The organism is Mesorhizobium sp. P2_A12 (assembly GCF_056405075.1).
This window is the reverse complement of the sequence record NZ_JBFUCU010000004.1, coordinates 368,048-382,368: the sequence shown is the minus strand read 5'-3', so window position 1 is coordinate 382,368 and position 14,321 is coordinate 368,048. Positions and strand designations below refer to the sequence as shown.

Genomic DNA, 14,321 nt, shown 5'->3' with positions numbered 1-14,321 from the left:
GCGGGATCGAAGAACCATGAATGACGCAACGCCCCCCAACCGCTGTCGCATCGTGCTGATCGCGCCGCCCGGCGTGCCGGCGGCCCGTATCGCCGCGGCATTCGAAGGCGGCGATGTCGCCTCGCTGATCCTGCCAGAGAACGGCATGGACGAGGCCTCCTTCCAGGCTTTCGCCGAACAGATCGTGCCGGCCGCGCAGGCCGCGGGCGTCGCTGTTGTCATCGCCGGCGACACCCGCATAGCCGGTCGCGTCCAGGCCGACGGTATCCATGTCGAGGTCTCCAAGGCCGAACTCGCCGAGACGATCGAACATTTCCAGGCAAAGATGATGGTCGGCGCCGGCGGCGCCAAGACACGTGACGACGCGCTCGAGCTTGGCGAGACACGGCCCGACTACATCTTCTTCGGCCGCTTCGGCTACGACAACAAGCCCGAACCGCACCCGCGCAACCTGTCGCTCGGCAAATGGTGGGCCGATATGATCCAGATACCTTGCATCGTCATGGCCGGATCCGACATCGCCTCGGTGGAAGCGGTGGGCGCCACCGGCGCCGAATTCGTGGCACTGTCGAGCGCCGTGTTCGCCGACGCCGCCGACCCCAAGGCAGCGGTCGCCAGCGCCAACGCGCTGCTCGACGAGACCGCGCCGCGCTTCGAGGACTGACGTGTCTTCGGCGACGCTTCCCCTCCAGGCTCTGCTTGCGGTGCTCATGGTCCAGGCAGCGGCCGCGGAGAACATCCCGCTACCGCAACCCAAGCCGGAAGCCGGCGTGCATACGGACAAGCCGATCGACAAGCCGCTGCCGCAACCCGCCACCACGGCCGAGCCGGCGCCGCTGCCATCGGCCGATGCCATCAACCCCGATCGCTTCGGCGCAAAACCTGCCGACCCCGCTTATGGGGCTTTCCAGCGCGGTCTCTACAAAACGGCCTACAATCTCGCGCTGGTGCGCGCGCAAAACGGCGACCCGGCGGCGCAGACACTGGTGGCCGAGATCCTGTCGCGTGGGCTGGGAGTGCCGGTCAATGCCGCGGAAGCGGCGAAATGGTACGCGCTTGCCGCCGAGCAGGGCGTGCCGGAATCGCAGTTCCAGTATGCGCTGATGCTGCTTGATGGCCGCTACGTCAAGAAGGACGAGAAAGGGGCCTATGCGCTGATGCAGGCCGCCGCCGAAGCCGGCAACCAGCTGGCGCAGTTCAATTTCGCGCAGATGCTGGTCCAGCAGGACCCCGGCGACGCTGGCCTCGCCAGGGCGGTCTCCTACTATGAGCGTGCCGCCGCCACCGGCCTCGCCGACGCGCAGTATGCGATGTCGCAGATCTATGCCAATGGCGTCGGCGGCAAGCCGCGCGACGACGCGCAGGCAAGGCGCCTGCTGGCGCTGGCCGCACGGCAGAATTACGACACCGCGCAGATCGATCTCGCAGCCTGGATGATCGAGGGACGCGGTGGCGGCCGCGACCTGAAATCCGCCTTCGGCTGGATGAAGCAAGCGGCGGAGGGCGGCAATGTCGCCGCCCAGAACCGCCTCGCCAAGCTCTATATGCAAGGCATGGGCACCGATCCGGATCTTGTCCTCGCTGCCGCCTGGTACATCGTCGCCCGCCGCTCCGGTCTCATCGACCCGCAGATGGACGATTTCCTGCAGGGGTTGGGCGACGACCAGACCAAGCAGGCGCTGCAAAAGGCGAACCGCCTGCCCTGACGCGGGAATCCAGGACCCAGCCATGCAGATGGAGTGGGTGCGCCGGGGTCACGGGCTCGGCCTCATGCCCATGCGTCTTTTGCCACAGCACATGCCGAACGGCGTGATGCTCGTCGAGACAAGCGATCTCGACCTGTCCATGCACGTTGTCGTCATGCGGTCGCCGCACATCCATCGACCGACAAAGGTCGCCGATGCCATCGCCAAATCCGTCGGCGCGGTGATCAACCGGGGTGACTGACCCTGCATGCACCGACCCGACCTGGGTGTTTCATCGCCGTCGCTTGGCGCCAGCCTGCCCGCTCCCTTGCCTCTTCTGGCGATTTGTGGTCTTGGGAGCCCGAAATCGCTTTCCCAGCGAACATCTCATTCCCGGATCAGATCACTATGGCCAAGATCAATGGCAACGAAATCCGTCCCGGCTACGTCATCGAGCATGATGGTGGCCTGTGGGTGGCGGTCAGGACCAACACCGTCAAGCCAGGCAAGGGCGGCGCCTACAACCAGGTCGAACTGAAGAACCTCATCAACGGCACCAAGCTCAACGAGCGCTTCCGCTCGGCCGAGACGGTCGAGCAGATCCGGCTCGATCTCAAGGATTTTTCCTTCCTCTACGCGCAGGAAGACGCGCTGGTGTTCATGGACACCCAGAGCTACGAGCAGCTCGAATTGGCGAAGGACTTCGTCGGCGATCGCGCCGCCTTCCTGCAGGACGGCATGATGGTCACGGTCCAGCTTTATGAAGAAAGGCCGATCGGCATTTCTCTGCCCGACTATGTGACGCTGACCATCACCGAGGCCGATCCCGTGGTAAAGGGCCAGACGGCCGCGTCCTCCTACAAGCCGGCGGTACTGGAGAACGGCATCCGTGTGCTGGTACCGCCGTTCATCGGCGCCGGCGAACGCATCATCGTCGACACCAACGAAATCACTTACGTGCGCCGCGCAGACTGATGCATGTCGCCCAAAAGTGGCCCCGGTTTTGGGTCACCGACATGCGTCAAGACGGCGCTTGAAGCGCAGCAGCAGGAAGAAGCACGATGGCACGCTCAGCCCTTCTCAACGTCATGGTCCAGGCCGCAATGAAAGCCGGCCGCTCGCTGTCGCGCGACTTCGGCGAGGTGCAGAACCTGCAGGTCTCGATGAAGGGCCCTGGCGACTATGTCAGCCAGGCCGACCGCAAGGCCGAGGAGATCGTCTTTGCCGAACTGTCGAAGGCACGGCCGGGCTACGCTTTCCTGATGGAGGAGCGCGGCGTGGTCGAAGGCGACGACGGCCAGCACCGCTGGATCGTCGACCCGCTCGACGGCACCACCAATTTCCTGCACGGCATCCCGCTCTTTGCCGTTTCGATCGCCCTGGAACGCCAGGGGCAGATCGTTGCCGGCGTTATCTACAATCCGGCAATGGACGAGCTCTATACCGCCGAACGCGGTGGCGGCGCCTTCATGAACGACCGCCGGCTGCGCGTCGCCGGCCGCATCAAGCTGGTCGACACGGTGATCGGCTGCGGCGTGCCGCATCTCGGCCGCGGCCACCACGGCAATTTCCTCGTCGAGCTGCGCAACGTCATGGCGGAGGTCTCTGGTGTGCGCCGCTTGGGGGCCGTTTCGCTCGATCTCGCCTATGTCGCCGCCGGCCGCATGGACGGGTTTTGGGAAACCGGCCTGTCGGCCTGGGACGTCGCCGCCGGCCTGCTGCTGATCCGCGAGGCGGGTGGCTTCGTTTCGGATATGGACGGCGGCCAGGACATGCTGGACCACGGCTCGGTGGTCGCCGGCAACGAGGTCATCCAGCGCGCTTTGCTGAAGGCCGTGAAGAAGCCGCTCTCGGCACGCTGACTGACACGCCGCGCTGATGCGCCGCAGTCGCAAAACCGCAATGGAAGCTTGAAATACTGGCCGGCAAGCGCCCAAGTTAGAGTGCTCGGCGCAGGAACCCGGCAGTGAACGACATCAAGCCCCACCACGACATCCCGTTCATCGGACGCTGGCACTATTCGCGCGCCGAGATGATCGCCGACGGCATCGTCCATGCTATCGGCATCGTGCTGGCGATTTCGGCGGGTTCGGCGCTGCTGGCGCTGGCGGCCTTTCGCGTCGGGCCGGGCGAATACATCGCCGCCGCCTTCTATGTGGTTTCGCTGCTCACCGTGCTGTCGGTGTCGCTGACCTACAATCTGTGGCCAGTGTCGTCGCCGGCGAAATGGATCTTGCGGCGCTTCGACCACGCCGCGATCTATCTCCTGATCGCTGCGACCTACACGCCTTTCCTGGCTCAGCTCGAAGGCTCGCCGCTGGCGCGCTGGATGATCGTCCTCGTCTGGACGGCAGCGGCACTGGGCATCGCCATCAAGGTGTTTTTTCCCGGCCGTTTCGACCGGCTGGCGATCGTCTTCTATCTCGCCATCGGCTGGAGCGGCATCATCCTGGTAAAGCCGCTTGTCCAAACCCTGCCGACGACATCGATCGCGCTGATCGTCGCCGGCGGCATCGTCTATTCCTGCGGCGTCATCTTCTTTGCCTGGAAGGGACTGCGCTTCCACAATGCGTTGTGGCACGGCTTCGTCGTCACCGGTGCCGGCCTGCATCTGGCCGCCATGGTCGACTGTCTGGTCATCAATCGCCTCTGACACAGGCTTATAGACACGGCAATATTGCCAAGCGCCATTCAATTTGGTCACAATTCCGTTTAGAGTCGCGGTCTACGTGATCGGCGGCGGCATCGGAAACGGGGCACGGATGGCTTTTCTCAGATCCTTCGGCATGGGCAGACGCTCTGATGTCCTGATCTACGATCCGCATAAACTGTCGAGCCCGCAGGTCTTTCTGCTGACCATGATGATCTTCCTCGTCATCGTCGCCTTCATCGCCGCCATCCTGACCCGCCAGATCTCGACCGCCTTTGGCAGCAATCCCGGCCTCAACGGCCTGATCATCGGCGTGCTGGTGGTCGGCATCCTCTTGGCCTTCGCCCAGGTCGGACGGCTGTTTCGCGAAGTGCGCTGGGTCAACTCCTTCCGTGCCGGCTCGGAGACCACCGAACCGGTGCTGCTGGCGCCGATGAAGGCGATGATCGGCCGCTCCTCGGCGACGGCCTTCTCGACCAGTTCAATGCGCACCATGCTCGATTCCATCGCCACGCGCCTCGACGAAAGCCGTGACACCTCGCGCTATCTCGTCGGCCTGCTGGTGTTCCTCGGCCTGCTCGGCACTTTCTGGGGTCTGTTGAACACCATCGCCTCGATCCGTGAGACCATCGAATCGCTCGATCCAGGTACGGGCGATGCCGCTGCGGTGCTCGATTCGCTGAAGCAAGGCCTTTCGGCGCCGCTGGCCGGCATGGGCACGGCCTTCTCGTCCTCGCTGTTCGGCCTGTCCGGCTCGCTGGTGCTCGGCTTCCTCGACCTGCAGGCCGGCCGCGCCCAGACGCGCTTCTACACCGAACTGGAAAACTGGCTGTCCTCGGTCACCGATCTGTCGTCCGACATCGTCGTCTCCGACCAGGCCAAGACCGAATCCTCGGACGAGATCCGGGTCTTGTCGGAAAGGCTGCGCAGCATGCAGGAGAATGGCGGCGGCTCCAATCCGCGCGTCGCCACCGCCATGGCCAATCTCGCCGACGGCATTTCCGGCCTGGTCAAGAACATGCGCTCGGAGCAGCAGATCATGCGCGACTGGGTCGAGGCCCAGTCCGACGAGCAGAAGGCGATGCGCAACACGCTGGAAAAGATTGCCGACGCCCTGAAGAAGCCCGGGGTGCATTGACGTGGCGCTGGCGCGTGGACGGCGCACCGATCGCCGCATCGATTACTGGCCGGGCTTCGTCGACGCGCTGTCGACGCTGCTTCTGGCGATCATGTTCCTGCTCACCGTCTTCGTGCTGGCGCAGTTCCTGCTGGGCCGCGAAATCTCCGGCAAGGACACGGCGCTCTCGCGACTCAATTCGCAGATCAACGAACTGACCCAGCTTCTGGCGCTGGAGCGCTCGACGGCGCAGGACAAGGAAGATTCACTTGCCAATTTGCAGGCATCGCTGTCGGCGGCGGAAGCGGAAAAGAGCCGGCTCGAACAATTGCTGGCGCAAGGTGCTGGCGCCGGAGACGCCGCCAACCAGCGTGCCGTAGCACTTTCGGGCGAACTCGACAGCCAGCGCCAGATCAGTCAGCAGGCGCTGAGCCAGGTCGAGATTCTCAACCAGCAGATTGCAGCACTTCGCAAGCAGATCGGTGCGCTCGAGGATGCGCTCAACGTCTCCGAAACCCGCGACCGCGATTCCAACACCAAAATTGCCGATCTCGGCCGCCGCCTGAACGTCGCACTGGCTCAGCGCGTCCAGGAACTGAACCGTTACCGCTCCGACTTCTTCGGCCGCTTGCGGGAAATCCTTGCCGACCGCGAGAACATCCGCATCGTCGGCGACCGTTTCGTCTTCCAGTCCGAAGTGCTGTTCCCGACTGGCTCCGAAGTGATCAACGATGCCGGCAAGGTGGAGATGAAGAAACTCGCCGACGCCATCATCGAATTGCAGAAGGAAATCCCGCCCGAGATCAACTGGGTGCTGCGCGTCGACGGCCATACCGACAACAAGCCGCTCTCCGGCACCGGCCGCTACCGCGACAACTGGGAGCTGTCGACGGCGCGTTCGACCTCGGTGGTGAAGTTCCTGATCGAGAACGGCGTGCCGGCCAACCGCCTGGTCGCCGCCGGCTTCGGCGAGTTCCAGCCGCTCGACCCCGCCGACACCGAAGAGGCGCGCAACAAGAACCGGCGCATTGAACTGAAGCTCACCGAACGTTGATCCATCATCACGCGGCATCACACGAATTTGTTCGCCGGCTCAACTCTAGGGCGTAGAGCGAGGCCGGCAAGGCCTGAAAAGATTATCTTTTTTTAATTACACATCGTCGAATTGCGGTCCTAGCTTCCCCGCCTGGGCCGAGAACCGCCGGCGATGAACCCCATCGCGACGCGACGGAACCGGACGGCCCGCAGCCGGAGGGCAGGCGAGACAATCGCCGCCTTCCTCTTCAGGAGGAGAACGCGACGATGCGCTCTTTTTTTCCCAGCACCTCGCTTAGAACTGCAACACTCACGGCGGTCCTCATCGCCGTTCCGCTTGCCGGCGCCTATGCCGCGGGCCATCACAGAGGCGCTCTGGATGCCGGCGATCCGACCGACTTTACGGGGCCGCGCGTCGAAGGCCTCATCCAACAGGTTCAAGGCGTCCGCCAGGGCATAGTCGATGCAAGGCAGGCCAACAACATCACGCCCGCCGTTGCCGAACGCCTGGAAATGCGGACGGTCCGCATCAGTCAGGCGGCCGAGAAGATAGCGGCATCGGATCACGGCAGGATACCGGCCGCGCAATACCATGAGCTGCTGCGCCGTCTCGACAATGTCGACCAGCGTCTGAGGGTCGGTATCGGCAGCGATTTCCTGATGGGCGATGGCTCCGACGGCGGAAACTATCCGAACGGCTGAAAGCTTGAACGCCAAGCTCTAGCACTTCGATCTCGCGCATGATTCTTTCCGAGATCCTGCGCCAGGAAAGGACCACCTGGCGCCCTCGGGGCCCCCTCTCCCGCGGGCGTCCTTTTTCCCTCAGCCCAGCTTGCTACCAGCCCGGTTTCCTACCAGCCAAGCCAGACGGCAATCAGGGCGACGACCGCCGGCACGGTCTGAATGAACAGGATCTTGCGGCCAACCGTTGCCGCGCCATAGAGGCCGGCAATGGCCACGCACAACAGGAAGAAAACCTTGACCTGAAATCCGGCTGTCCCGAGGTAAAGCCCCCAGATCAGGCCCGCGGCGAGGAAGCCGTTATAGAGACCCTGATTGGCGGCGAGCACCTTCGAGGCGCTGGCGAATTCCGGCTTCAGATTGAACGCCTTGTGCCCGCGCGGCGTGTCCCACAGCACCATTTCGAGATAGACGATGTAGACATGGATCAAGGCCACCAGTCCGACCAGGATGTTGCCGATCATGTTGTTCCCCCTTCAGGCGTGGCCGGCAGCATTTCACGCGTGACCTCACCTGTGCAAGATGCATCCGCCGCACAGTGCCGCAGGCTTGCAAACGCTTTTGCGTTGGTATCTTTTCGCGCCGTCCTCAATCACGGAAGCCGCCATGTCCTTTCAGAAACTCGATGATCTCGGCCACAAGCTCGAAGCGCTCGAGCATGCGCTGGCCATCCTCGGCGCCGACGAGGCCACCCACATGGCTGTCGGCGGCGGCGAGAAGCGCGCCGAGGCAATGTCGGCGCTGGCCGGCATGTACCACACCAGGGCAACGGCGCCGGAAATCGCCGACTGGCTCGCCGCGGCCGAACAGGAAGCGTTGAGTGAGGAGCAACGGGCCGCGGTCGCGGAATTGCGGCGGCAGTACACCAACCTGACCTGCCTGCCGGTCGAGTTCGTCGAACGTCAGACCACCGCGCGCATGCGTTGCGAGCAGCTGTGGCGCGACCTGCGCGCCAAGAACGACTGGGCGGGCTTCCTGCCGGCGCTGGAGGGCGTGGTGGCGCTGGTGCGCGAAGAGGCGGCGCTGCGTGCCGACGTGCTCGGTCTTGCCCCCTATGACGCGCTCATGGAGCAATACGACCCCGGCAACCGCGCCGCCGACATCACGCCTGTCTTCACCGACCTCAAGGCTTTCCTGAAAGGCTTCGTGCCGGAGGCGCTGGCGATACAAGAAGCCCAGCTGCGCAAGCGCCCACTGAAGCCGCTTTCGGGCACGTACGCGATCGACCGGCAACGCGAGCTCGGCCTTGCCATGATGACGTCGGTCGGTTTCGACCTGACGCATGGGTCGCTGTCGGTGTCGCACCATCCCTTCTGCGGCGGCGTACCGAGCGACGTGCGCATCACCACCCGCTACAAGACCTCAGACTTCCTGTCGGCATTGATGGGCGTGCTACATGAGACCGGCCATGCGCTGTACGAACAGAACCTGCCGAAGGCATGGGCGCACTGGCCGCTCGGTAAGGCGCGCGGCATGGCGGTACACGAAAGCCAGAGCCTATTCGTCGAAAAGCAGCTCGGCCGCAACCCGGCCTTCTGGCGCTGGGCGCTGCCGGTTGTCGAAAAGCATCTCGGCGAAGCCTGGTCGCTCGACGACATCCTGCCGCATGTGCACCACGTCGAGCGCGGCCTGATCCGTGTCGATGCCGACGAGGTGACCTACCCGCTGCATGTCATCCTGCGCTACGAGCTGGAGCAGGAGCTCGTCTCCGGCAGGCTGGAGGTGGCAGAACTGCCAGAAGCCTGGGACGCCAAGATGCGCGACTATCTCGGTCTCTCCACCATCGACAATCCGGCCGACGGGCCGATGCAGGACGTGCACTGGCCGGGTGCCGCCTTCGGCTACTTCCCGTCCTACACGCTGGGCGCGATGATGGCGGCACAGCAATGGGCGGCGCTGACACGCGAGCATCCTGCCGCCGACGACGATCTCGCCAAAGGCAATTTCGCGTCGATCAACGCCTGGCGCCGCGAAAAAATCTGGTCGCAGGGGTCACGCTGGTCGACGCCGGACCTGCTCGAACGCGCCACCGGCGAAAAGCTCGACGCCAGCTATTTCGTCAACCATCTGAAGCAGCGATACGGAGCGGCGTAAGGGCTGTCGGCACATCGGGGGGCAGATGTTTGCGACTTACTCCGCCGCGCCCCTGAAGGCGCTGGCGCCGGTTTCGAACTGCAGCTTGGCCAGCCGCGCGTAGATGCCGCCCTTGGCGACCAGGCTCTGATGCGTGCCTTCCTCGACGATGCGGCCGCCATCCATGACCAGGATCCTGTCGGCCTTCAGCACCGTTGCCAGTCGGTGGGCGATGACGATGGTGGTGCGGCCCTGCATCAGGCGTTCCAGCGCCATCTGCACCAGCGTCTCGCTTTCGGCGTCAAGCGCCGAGGTCGCCTCGTCGAGCAGCAGGATCGGCGCGTCGCGCAGGATCGCGCGAGCGATCGCGACCCGTTGGCGCTGGCCGCCGGACAGTGTCACCCCGCGCTCGCCGACCTGACTATCATAGCCTTTTTCGAGCTTGAGGATGAATTCGTCGGCGAGCGCATCCTTCGCCGCCGTCTCGATCTCCGCCTCACTGGCACCCGGCCGGCCAAAGCCGATATTGTCGCGCGCGCTTGCAGCGAAGATGGTGACGTCCTGGGGCACGATGGCGATGCGCTCGCGGACCGAGACCGGATCGGCTTCGCGCACATCGACGCCATCGATCAGGATCTTGCCGGTTTCAGGATCGTAGAAGCGCAGGATCAGCGAAAAGACCGTGCTCTTGCCGGCCCCTGACGGACCGACGATCGCCACCGTCTCGCCGGGCATGACCTGAAAGCTCAAGCCGTGCACGGCAGCGCGGTCGGGCCTTGCCGGATAGGAGAAGGAGACGTCATCGAAGACAATCGCGCCCTTGGCGACTGCGGGCAGCGGCTTCGGATCGGCTGGCGCCTGGATTGCCGGCTTCTCGGCCAGGATCTCGGTCAGCCGTTCGGCAGCACCCGCCGCTTGCGCAAGCTCGCCCCAGACCTCGGACAGCGCGCCGAGCGCACCGGCGGCAAACACCGAATAGAGCAGGAACTGGCCGAGCGTGCCTGGCGACAGATTGCCGTCGAGCACGTCGCGCGAGCCGAACCACAGCACCGCCACGACGGACGAGAAGATCGTGAAAATAGCAAAGAAGGTGAGGAAGGAGCGCGCGAAGATCGAAGCACGCGCCGCCTCGAAAGCGGCTTCCACCGCGCCCGAGAAATGCCCCGTGACGAGCTTTTCATTGGTGAAGGCCTGCAAGGTGCGCACCGCGCCGATCTGTTCGCTGGCATAGGCGGTGGCATCGGCAAGTGTATCCTGCGCCTGCCGCGACTTGCGCCGCACCGAGCGGCCGAAGGCAACCAGCGGCAGCACGATGACCGGAATGGCAGCAATGACCAAACCGGACAATTTCGGGCTGGTGACGACCATCATCCCCACCGCGCCGAGGCCGAGGATGACGTTGCGCAGCGCCACCGAGGCCGTCGCCCCGACCGCCGACTTGACCTGCGTGGTGTCGGCGGCGAGCCGCGACACGATCTCGCCCGACTGGGCGGTGTCGAAGAAGGACGGCGACAGCGTCGTCACATGGGCAAAGACATCGCGCCTGATATCGGCGACGACGCGCTCGCCGAGCGTGATGACGAAATAGTAGCGGCCGGCCGAGGCCGCCGCCAGCACGGCGGCCATTGCCACCAGGGCTGCGAAATATTCGGCGATGAAGATGGTGTTGGCCGACGAGAAACCATGATCGATCATGCGCCGCACGGCCAGCGGCAGCGCCAGCGTCGTTGCCGCGGCGATGACCAGCGAAATGAGGGCGCCGACGACCAGCGTGCGATAATGCGTGATATACGGGAACAGGCGCCTGAGCGGCTTGAGCGAGCGCCGGCGCTCGTCTGCGCTGCTGGTTTGCGCCATTCCTGCGTTTCCTCTAGCCGCCTCTGGGCTGTGCGCCTCAATATATGCGCTTGCCGCGGCCTTGTGATTCAATTCCGGCTGATGTATAGGCTCGCCGACCGTTTTAGAAGCCGTGGCTCTTCAATAGCTGCGGCTTCGAGTTTTAAAAAGGGGCGCATCGACGCAGGCTTATGCCCGTCGGCAGCGCCGGCAAGCCAGGAACCGAACCATGAAGACCGACATCCATCCCGATTACCACACCATCAAGGTCGTCATGACCGACGGCACCGAATACATGACCCGTTCGACCTGGGGCAAGGAAGGCGATACGATGAACCTCGATATCGACCCGACCACCCACCCGGCCTGGACCGGCGGCCAGCAGACCCTGCTCGACCGCGGCGGCCGTCTGTCGAAGTTCAAGAAGCGTTTCGAAGGTTTCGGCCTCTAAGCCGACGACCTTTTTCGCAGATCGGAAAACCCGCCCTCGAGGCGGGTTTTTTGTTGACCGCGAGTCACCGTGGTGGGACGCAGTCGGCCAGGGAGAGCGATATGTCTATGCTCAACGACAAGCGGTGGTCCGGTCTCACGGGTGGGTACAAGGTTGTCTATGATCCCCGACCGGCGTTGCGGGCGCTGACGCTTCGTTATGATGACGAGATGGCGTGGGACGAACTTTGGAATGAACTGCATCATCAGGGCGATGTCGGAGACGCATCCTACGCCGCAATCCCAGAGATCGTTCGAATCTCCGCAGAACGCGCTCCAGCGAATTGGGGAGTCTACGGTCTGGCCGCGGTGATTGAAGAAGCGCGATTGCTCGACCGCCGAAACCCGCCAATTCCGGATTGGATCGAACCGCACTACAAAACCGCCTGGCAGACGCTTTTCCATTTGGCGTTGCGAGATCTGGAAACTGAGGCGGACGAAGCGACAGTGACATATGCGTTGGCTGTTGTTGCGCTTCATCGGGGCAGTCTCGGCCTGGCCCGGATGGCAATGTGCACGGAGGACGAGCGCACTGAAATGTTACGGAACTATCTCGGCCGTTAGCCTTACTCCGCCAACAGTTCCCGCAGCGCCATCCGCTTGTAAGCCGCGACCAGTCTGTCGCCCTCTTGCCTGTCGACCGAGATCGCCAGCCGCACGGCGGCCTCGCCCATCTGCCAGACCAGGAACGCCGTGGTTTCCAGCGCCGTCGGATCGGCTGCCGGCCGCAGCCGCTTCAGCACCGCGGTGAGGAATTCGGCGTTGGCCCGGCTGTCGGCGAGTTCGAGCTGGCGCAGCGCCTTGTCGGCCTGCGTGCCTGACCAGATGTCACGCATCACCGGCTCGGCCAGGAACAACCCGTAGTAGATATCGACCAGCTCCGAAAACGCTTGGCTCAGGCCTTCGGCGTCGCCGACGTCGGCGAGTGCCGCCGAGATGCAGGCCTGGCTTTCGGCGGTGTAGCGCTCGGCCAGCGCCCAGACGATCGCCCGCTTGTCCGGAAAGAACTGGTAGAGCGAGCCGATCGACACCCCTGCCCGTTCCGCCACTTCGCCCATGCGCATGGCGTCGCTGCCTTGCTCGGCGATCAGCGCCGAGGCAGCGGCGAGCATGCGTTCGACCCGCTCGCGGCTGCGCTGCTGGCTCGGCGCCCGGCGCGGCGAAGCAATCTGCTCCTGTGACGAAACTGGCGCGGTGTCTTCCATGGCGGTCTCCAATGCCAACAAAATCGCTTGACTCGCAAAATACGAGGGTTTATCACGTTTTGCAAATGTGAGGATTGCTCATGTTTTGAAACAGAGGAAAACAGCTATGAACACGACGACAACAAAACCCATCCTGGTCCTCGGCGGCACCGGCAAGACCGGCCGCCGCCTTGCCGAGCGACTGACGGCGCGGGGCCTGCCGGTGCGCATCGGCTCGCGTTCGGGCACCCCGCGCTTCGACTGGGAAGTCCCCGCGACCTGGGGGCCGGCAATGCAAGGCGTCAGCGCCGTCTACATCAGCTACTATCCCGATCTGGCCGTGCCGGGTGCCGCCGAGGTGATCGGCGCCTTGGCCAGGCTTGCCGTACAAAACGGCATCACCCGGCTGGTGCTGCTGTCCGGGCGTGGCGAGGCGGAAGCCCAGCGTGCCGAAGAGATGCTGAAGGCCTCCGGCGCCGACTGGACGATCCTTCGCTGCGCCTGGTTCTCGCAGAACTTCAGCGAAGGCTTCCTTGTCGAGTCCTTGGCTGAGGGCGAAGTGGCTTTGCCGGTCGGCAATGTCGGCGAGCCATTCGTCGATGCCGATGACATCGCCGACGTCGCCTTCGCCGTGCTGACTGAGCCAGGGCATGTCGGCCAGCTCTATGAACTGACCGGGCCGCGACTGCTGAGCTTCGCCGACGCGGTCGCCGAGATTGGCAAGGCCGCCTGGCGCGACATCCGCTTTGTCAGGATTTCGCATGACGAATTTACCGCCGCCATGGCCGCGCACGACCTGCCGCCCGAATTCGCCTGGCTGCTCAACGAACTGTTCACCGAAGTGCTTGACGGCCGCAACGAGACGCTGACCGACGGCGTCCAGCGCGTGCTTGGCCGCCAGCCAAGAGACTTCTCCACCTACGCAACCGAAACCGCCGCTAGCCGAATCTGGAGCAACTGAAATGACCACGAAACTTCTTCCCACCCTTACCATTATTGCCGCAATCGGCTCGGGGGTCGTCGGCGGCGTGTTTTTCGCCTTTTCCAACTTCGTCATGGCGGCGCTTGCTCGACTGCCCGTCCCCAGCGGCATCGCGGCGATGAATTCGATCAACGTCACGGTGATCACCCCGACCTTCATGACGGCGCTTTTCGGTACCGGCCTGCTCTGTCTGGTGCTTATCGCCGCCGCCATCATGGGCTGGAGCCAGTCCGGTTCGTACTGGTTGCTTGCCGGCGCGGTGATTTACCTGATCGGCAACCCGATCGTGACCATGGTCTTCAACGTGCCGCTCAACGATGCGCTCGCCGCCGTCGACCCGGCCAGCAGCAGCGGCGCCGCTGTGTGGGCGAACCATCTGAGCCAATGGGTGATGTGGAACCATGTCCGCACTATCACCGCCATCATGGCGATGGCCTGCTTCATTCTCTCATTGCTCTAAGCAACTCCAGGAAAAGTGCGTAGCCGTCCGGATTTGCGTCAAGACAAAGAGAGAGGCGTTCGGCGAAAA

At 64.0% G+C, this 14,321-nt stretch carries 17 protein-coding genes; 14 read left to right on the top strand and 3 right to left on the bottom strand.

All coding sequences use genetic code 11. From position 1 onward, the window contains the following. Positions 1-16: 16 nt before the first annotated feature. The 9 genes from AC1DZU_RS12150 (at position 17) to AC1DZU_RS12110 (ending at position 7,189) form a co-directional block, all read left to right on the top strand. Entirely contained in the window at positions 17-664 is a 648-nt protein-coding gene (locus AC1DZU_RS12150; protein WP_477284861.1) for a thiamine phosphate synthase, read from the top strand. 46 nt (positions 665-710) lie between these two features. Continuing rightward, positions 711-1,706: a tetratricopeptide repeat protein gene (locus AC1DZU_RS12145; RefSeq protein WP_477285443.1), complete on the top strand. Its 996-nt coding sequence runs from the start codon at positions 711-713 to the stop codon at positions 1,704-1,706. A 22-nt stretch (positions 1,707-1,728) separates the two neighbouring features. Then, on the top strand, positions 1,729-1,947 hold the full coding sequence (locus tag AC1DZU_RS12140) for a hypothetical protein (RefSeq protein ID WP_477284859.1): 219 nt from the start codon (positions 1,729-1,731) through the stop codon (positions 1,945-1,947). A gap of 146 nt (positions 1,948-2,093) precedes the next feature. Then, on the top strand, positions 2,094-2,660 hold the full coding sequence (efp, locus tag AC1DZU_RS12135) for an elongation factor P (RefSeq protein ID WP_095084240.1): 567 nt from the start codon (positions 2,094-2,096) through the stop codon (positions 2,658-2,660). Between the two features lie 86 nt (positions 2,661-2,746). Further along, a complete protein-coding gene (locus AC1DZU_RS12130) occupies positions 2,747-3,547 on the top strand; it encodes an inositol monophosphatase family protein (protein WP_477284857.1) in 801 nt (266 codons plus the stop codon). Between the two features lie 104 nt (positions 3,548-3,651). Beyond that, positions 3,652-4,338, top strand: coding sequence for a PAQR family membrane homeostasis protein TrhA (trhA, locus tag AC1DZU_RS12125; RefSeq protein ID WP_477284855.1), 687 nt, complete (start codon positions 3,652-3,654; stop codon positions 4,336-4,338). A 109-nt stretch (positions 4,339-4,447) separates the two neighbouring features. Further along, the gene (locus tag AC1DZU_RS12120) at positions 4,448-5,473 is read left to right on the top strand and encodes a MotA/TolQ/ExbB proton channel family protein (RefSeq protein ID WP_477284853.1); all 1,026 of its coding nucleotides are present in this window, start codon (positions 4,448-4,450) and stop codon (positions 5,471-5,473) included. A gap of 1 nt (position 5,474) precedes the next feature. Next, positions 5,475-6,506 (top strand): peptidoglycan -binding protein, encoded by a 1,032-nt coding sequence (locus tag AC1DZU_RS12115; protein WP_095084236.1) that lies wholly within the window; start codon positions 5,475-5,477, stop codon positions 6,504-6,506. 248 nt (positions 6,507-6,754) lie between these two features. After that, positions 6,755-7,189 (top strand): hypothetical protein, encoded by a 435-nt coding sequence (locus AC1DZU_RS12110; protein ID WP_477284851.1) that lies wholly within the window; start codon positions 6,755-6,757, stop codon positions 7,187-7,189. Between the two features lie 149 nt (positions 7,190-7,338). On the opposite strand, the gene AC1DZU_RS12105 is transcribed toward AC1DZU_RS12110, so the two are convergent. Next, entirely contained in the window at positions 7,339-7,692 is a 354-nt protein-coding gene (locus AC1DZU_RS12105) for a DUF1304 domain-containing protein (protein ID WP_095084234.1), read from the bottom strand. 142 nt (positions 7,693-7,834) lie between these two features. On the opposite strand from AC1DZU_RS12105, the gene AC1DZU_RS12100 reads away from it, so the two are divergent. After that, positions 7,835-9,322 (top strand): carboxypeptidase M32, encoded by a 1,488-nt coding sequence (locus AC1DZU_RS12100; protein WP_477284849.1) that lies wholly within the window; start codon positions 7,835-7,837, stop codon positions 9,320-9,322. Between the two features lie 36 nt (positions 9,323-9,358). Here AC1DZU_RS12100 and AC1DZU_RS12095 read toward each other — a convergent pair whose 3' ends face one another. Beyond that, positions 9,359-11,158, bottom strand: a complete 1,800-nt coding sequence (locus tag AC1DZU_RS12095) for an ABC transporter transmembrane domain-containing protein (RefSeq protein ID WP_477284847.1) — start codon at positions 11,156-11,158, stop codon at positions 9,359-9,361. Positions 11,159-11,366: 208 nt separating this feature from the next. Here AC1DZU_RS12095 and rpmE point away from each other — a divergent pair, with 208 nt between their 5' ends. Both rpmE and AC1DZU_RS12085 read left to right on the top strand, forming a co-directional pair. Continuing rightward, the gene (gene rpmE / locus AC1DZU_RS12090) at positions 11,367-11,588 is read left to right on the top strand and encodes a 50S ribosomal protein L31 (RefSeq protein WP_006327661.1); all 222 of its coding nucleotides are present in this window, start codon (positions 11,367-11,369) and stop codon (positions 11,586-11,588) included. Positions 11,589-11,689: 101 nt separating this feature from the next. Next, positions 11,690-12,190: a hypothetical protein gene (locus AC1DZU_RS12085; RefSeq protein WP_477284845.1), complete on the top strand. Its 501-nt coding sequence runs from the start codon at positions 11,690-11,692 to the stop codon at positions 12,188-12,190. A gap of 2 nt (positions 12,191-12,192) precedes the next feature. On the opposite strand, the gene AC1DZU_RS12080 is transcribed toward AC1DZU_RS12085, so the two are convergent. Further along, on the bottom strand, positions 12,193-12,831 hold the full coding sequence (locus AC1DZU_RS12080; protein WP_477284843.1) for a TetR/AcrR family transcriptional regulator: 639 nt from the start codon (positions 12,829-12,831) through the stop codon (positions 12,193-12,195). A 106-nt stretch (positions 12,832-12,937) separates the two neighbouring features. On the opposite strand from AC1DZU_RS12080, the gene AC1DZU_RS12075 reads away from it, so the two are divergent. Together AC1DZU_RS12075 and AC1DZU_RS12070 are read left to right on the top strand one after the other, a co-directional pair. Then, complete coding sequence (locus AC1DZU_RS12075; protein WP_477284841.1) at positions 12,938-13,771, top strand: NAD(P)H-binding protein; 834 nt, start codon at positions 12,938-12,940, stop codon at positions 13,769-13,771. Between the two features lies 1 nt (position 13,772). After that, positions 13,773-14,252, top strand: a complete 480-nt coding sequence (locus tag AC1DZU_RS12070; RefSeq protein ID WP_477284839.1) for an anthrone oxygenase family protein — start codon at positions 13,773-13,775, stop codon at positions 14,250-14,252. The last annotated feature ends 69 nt before the right edge of the window (positions 14,253-14,321 follow it).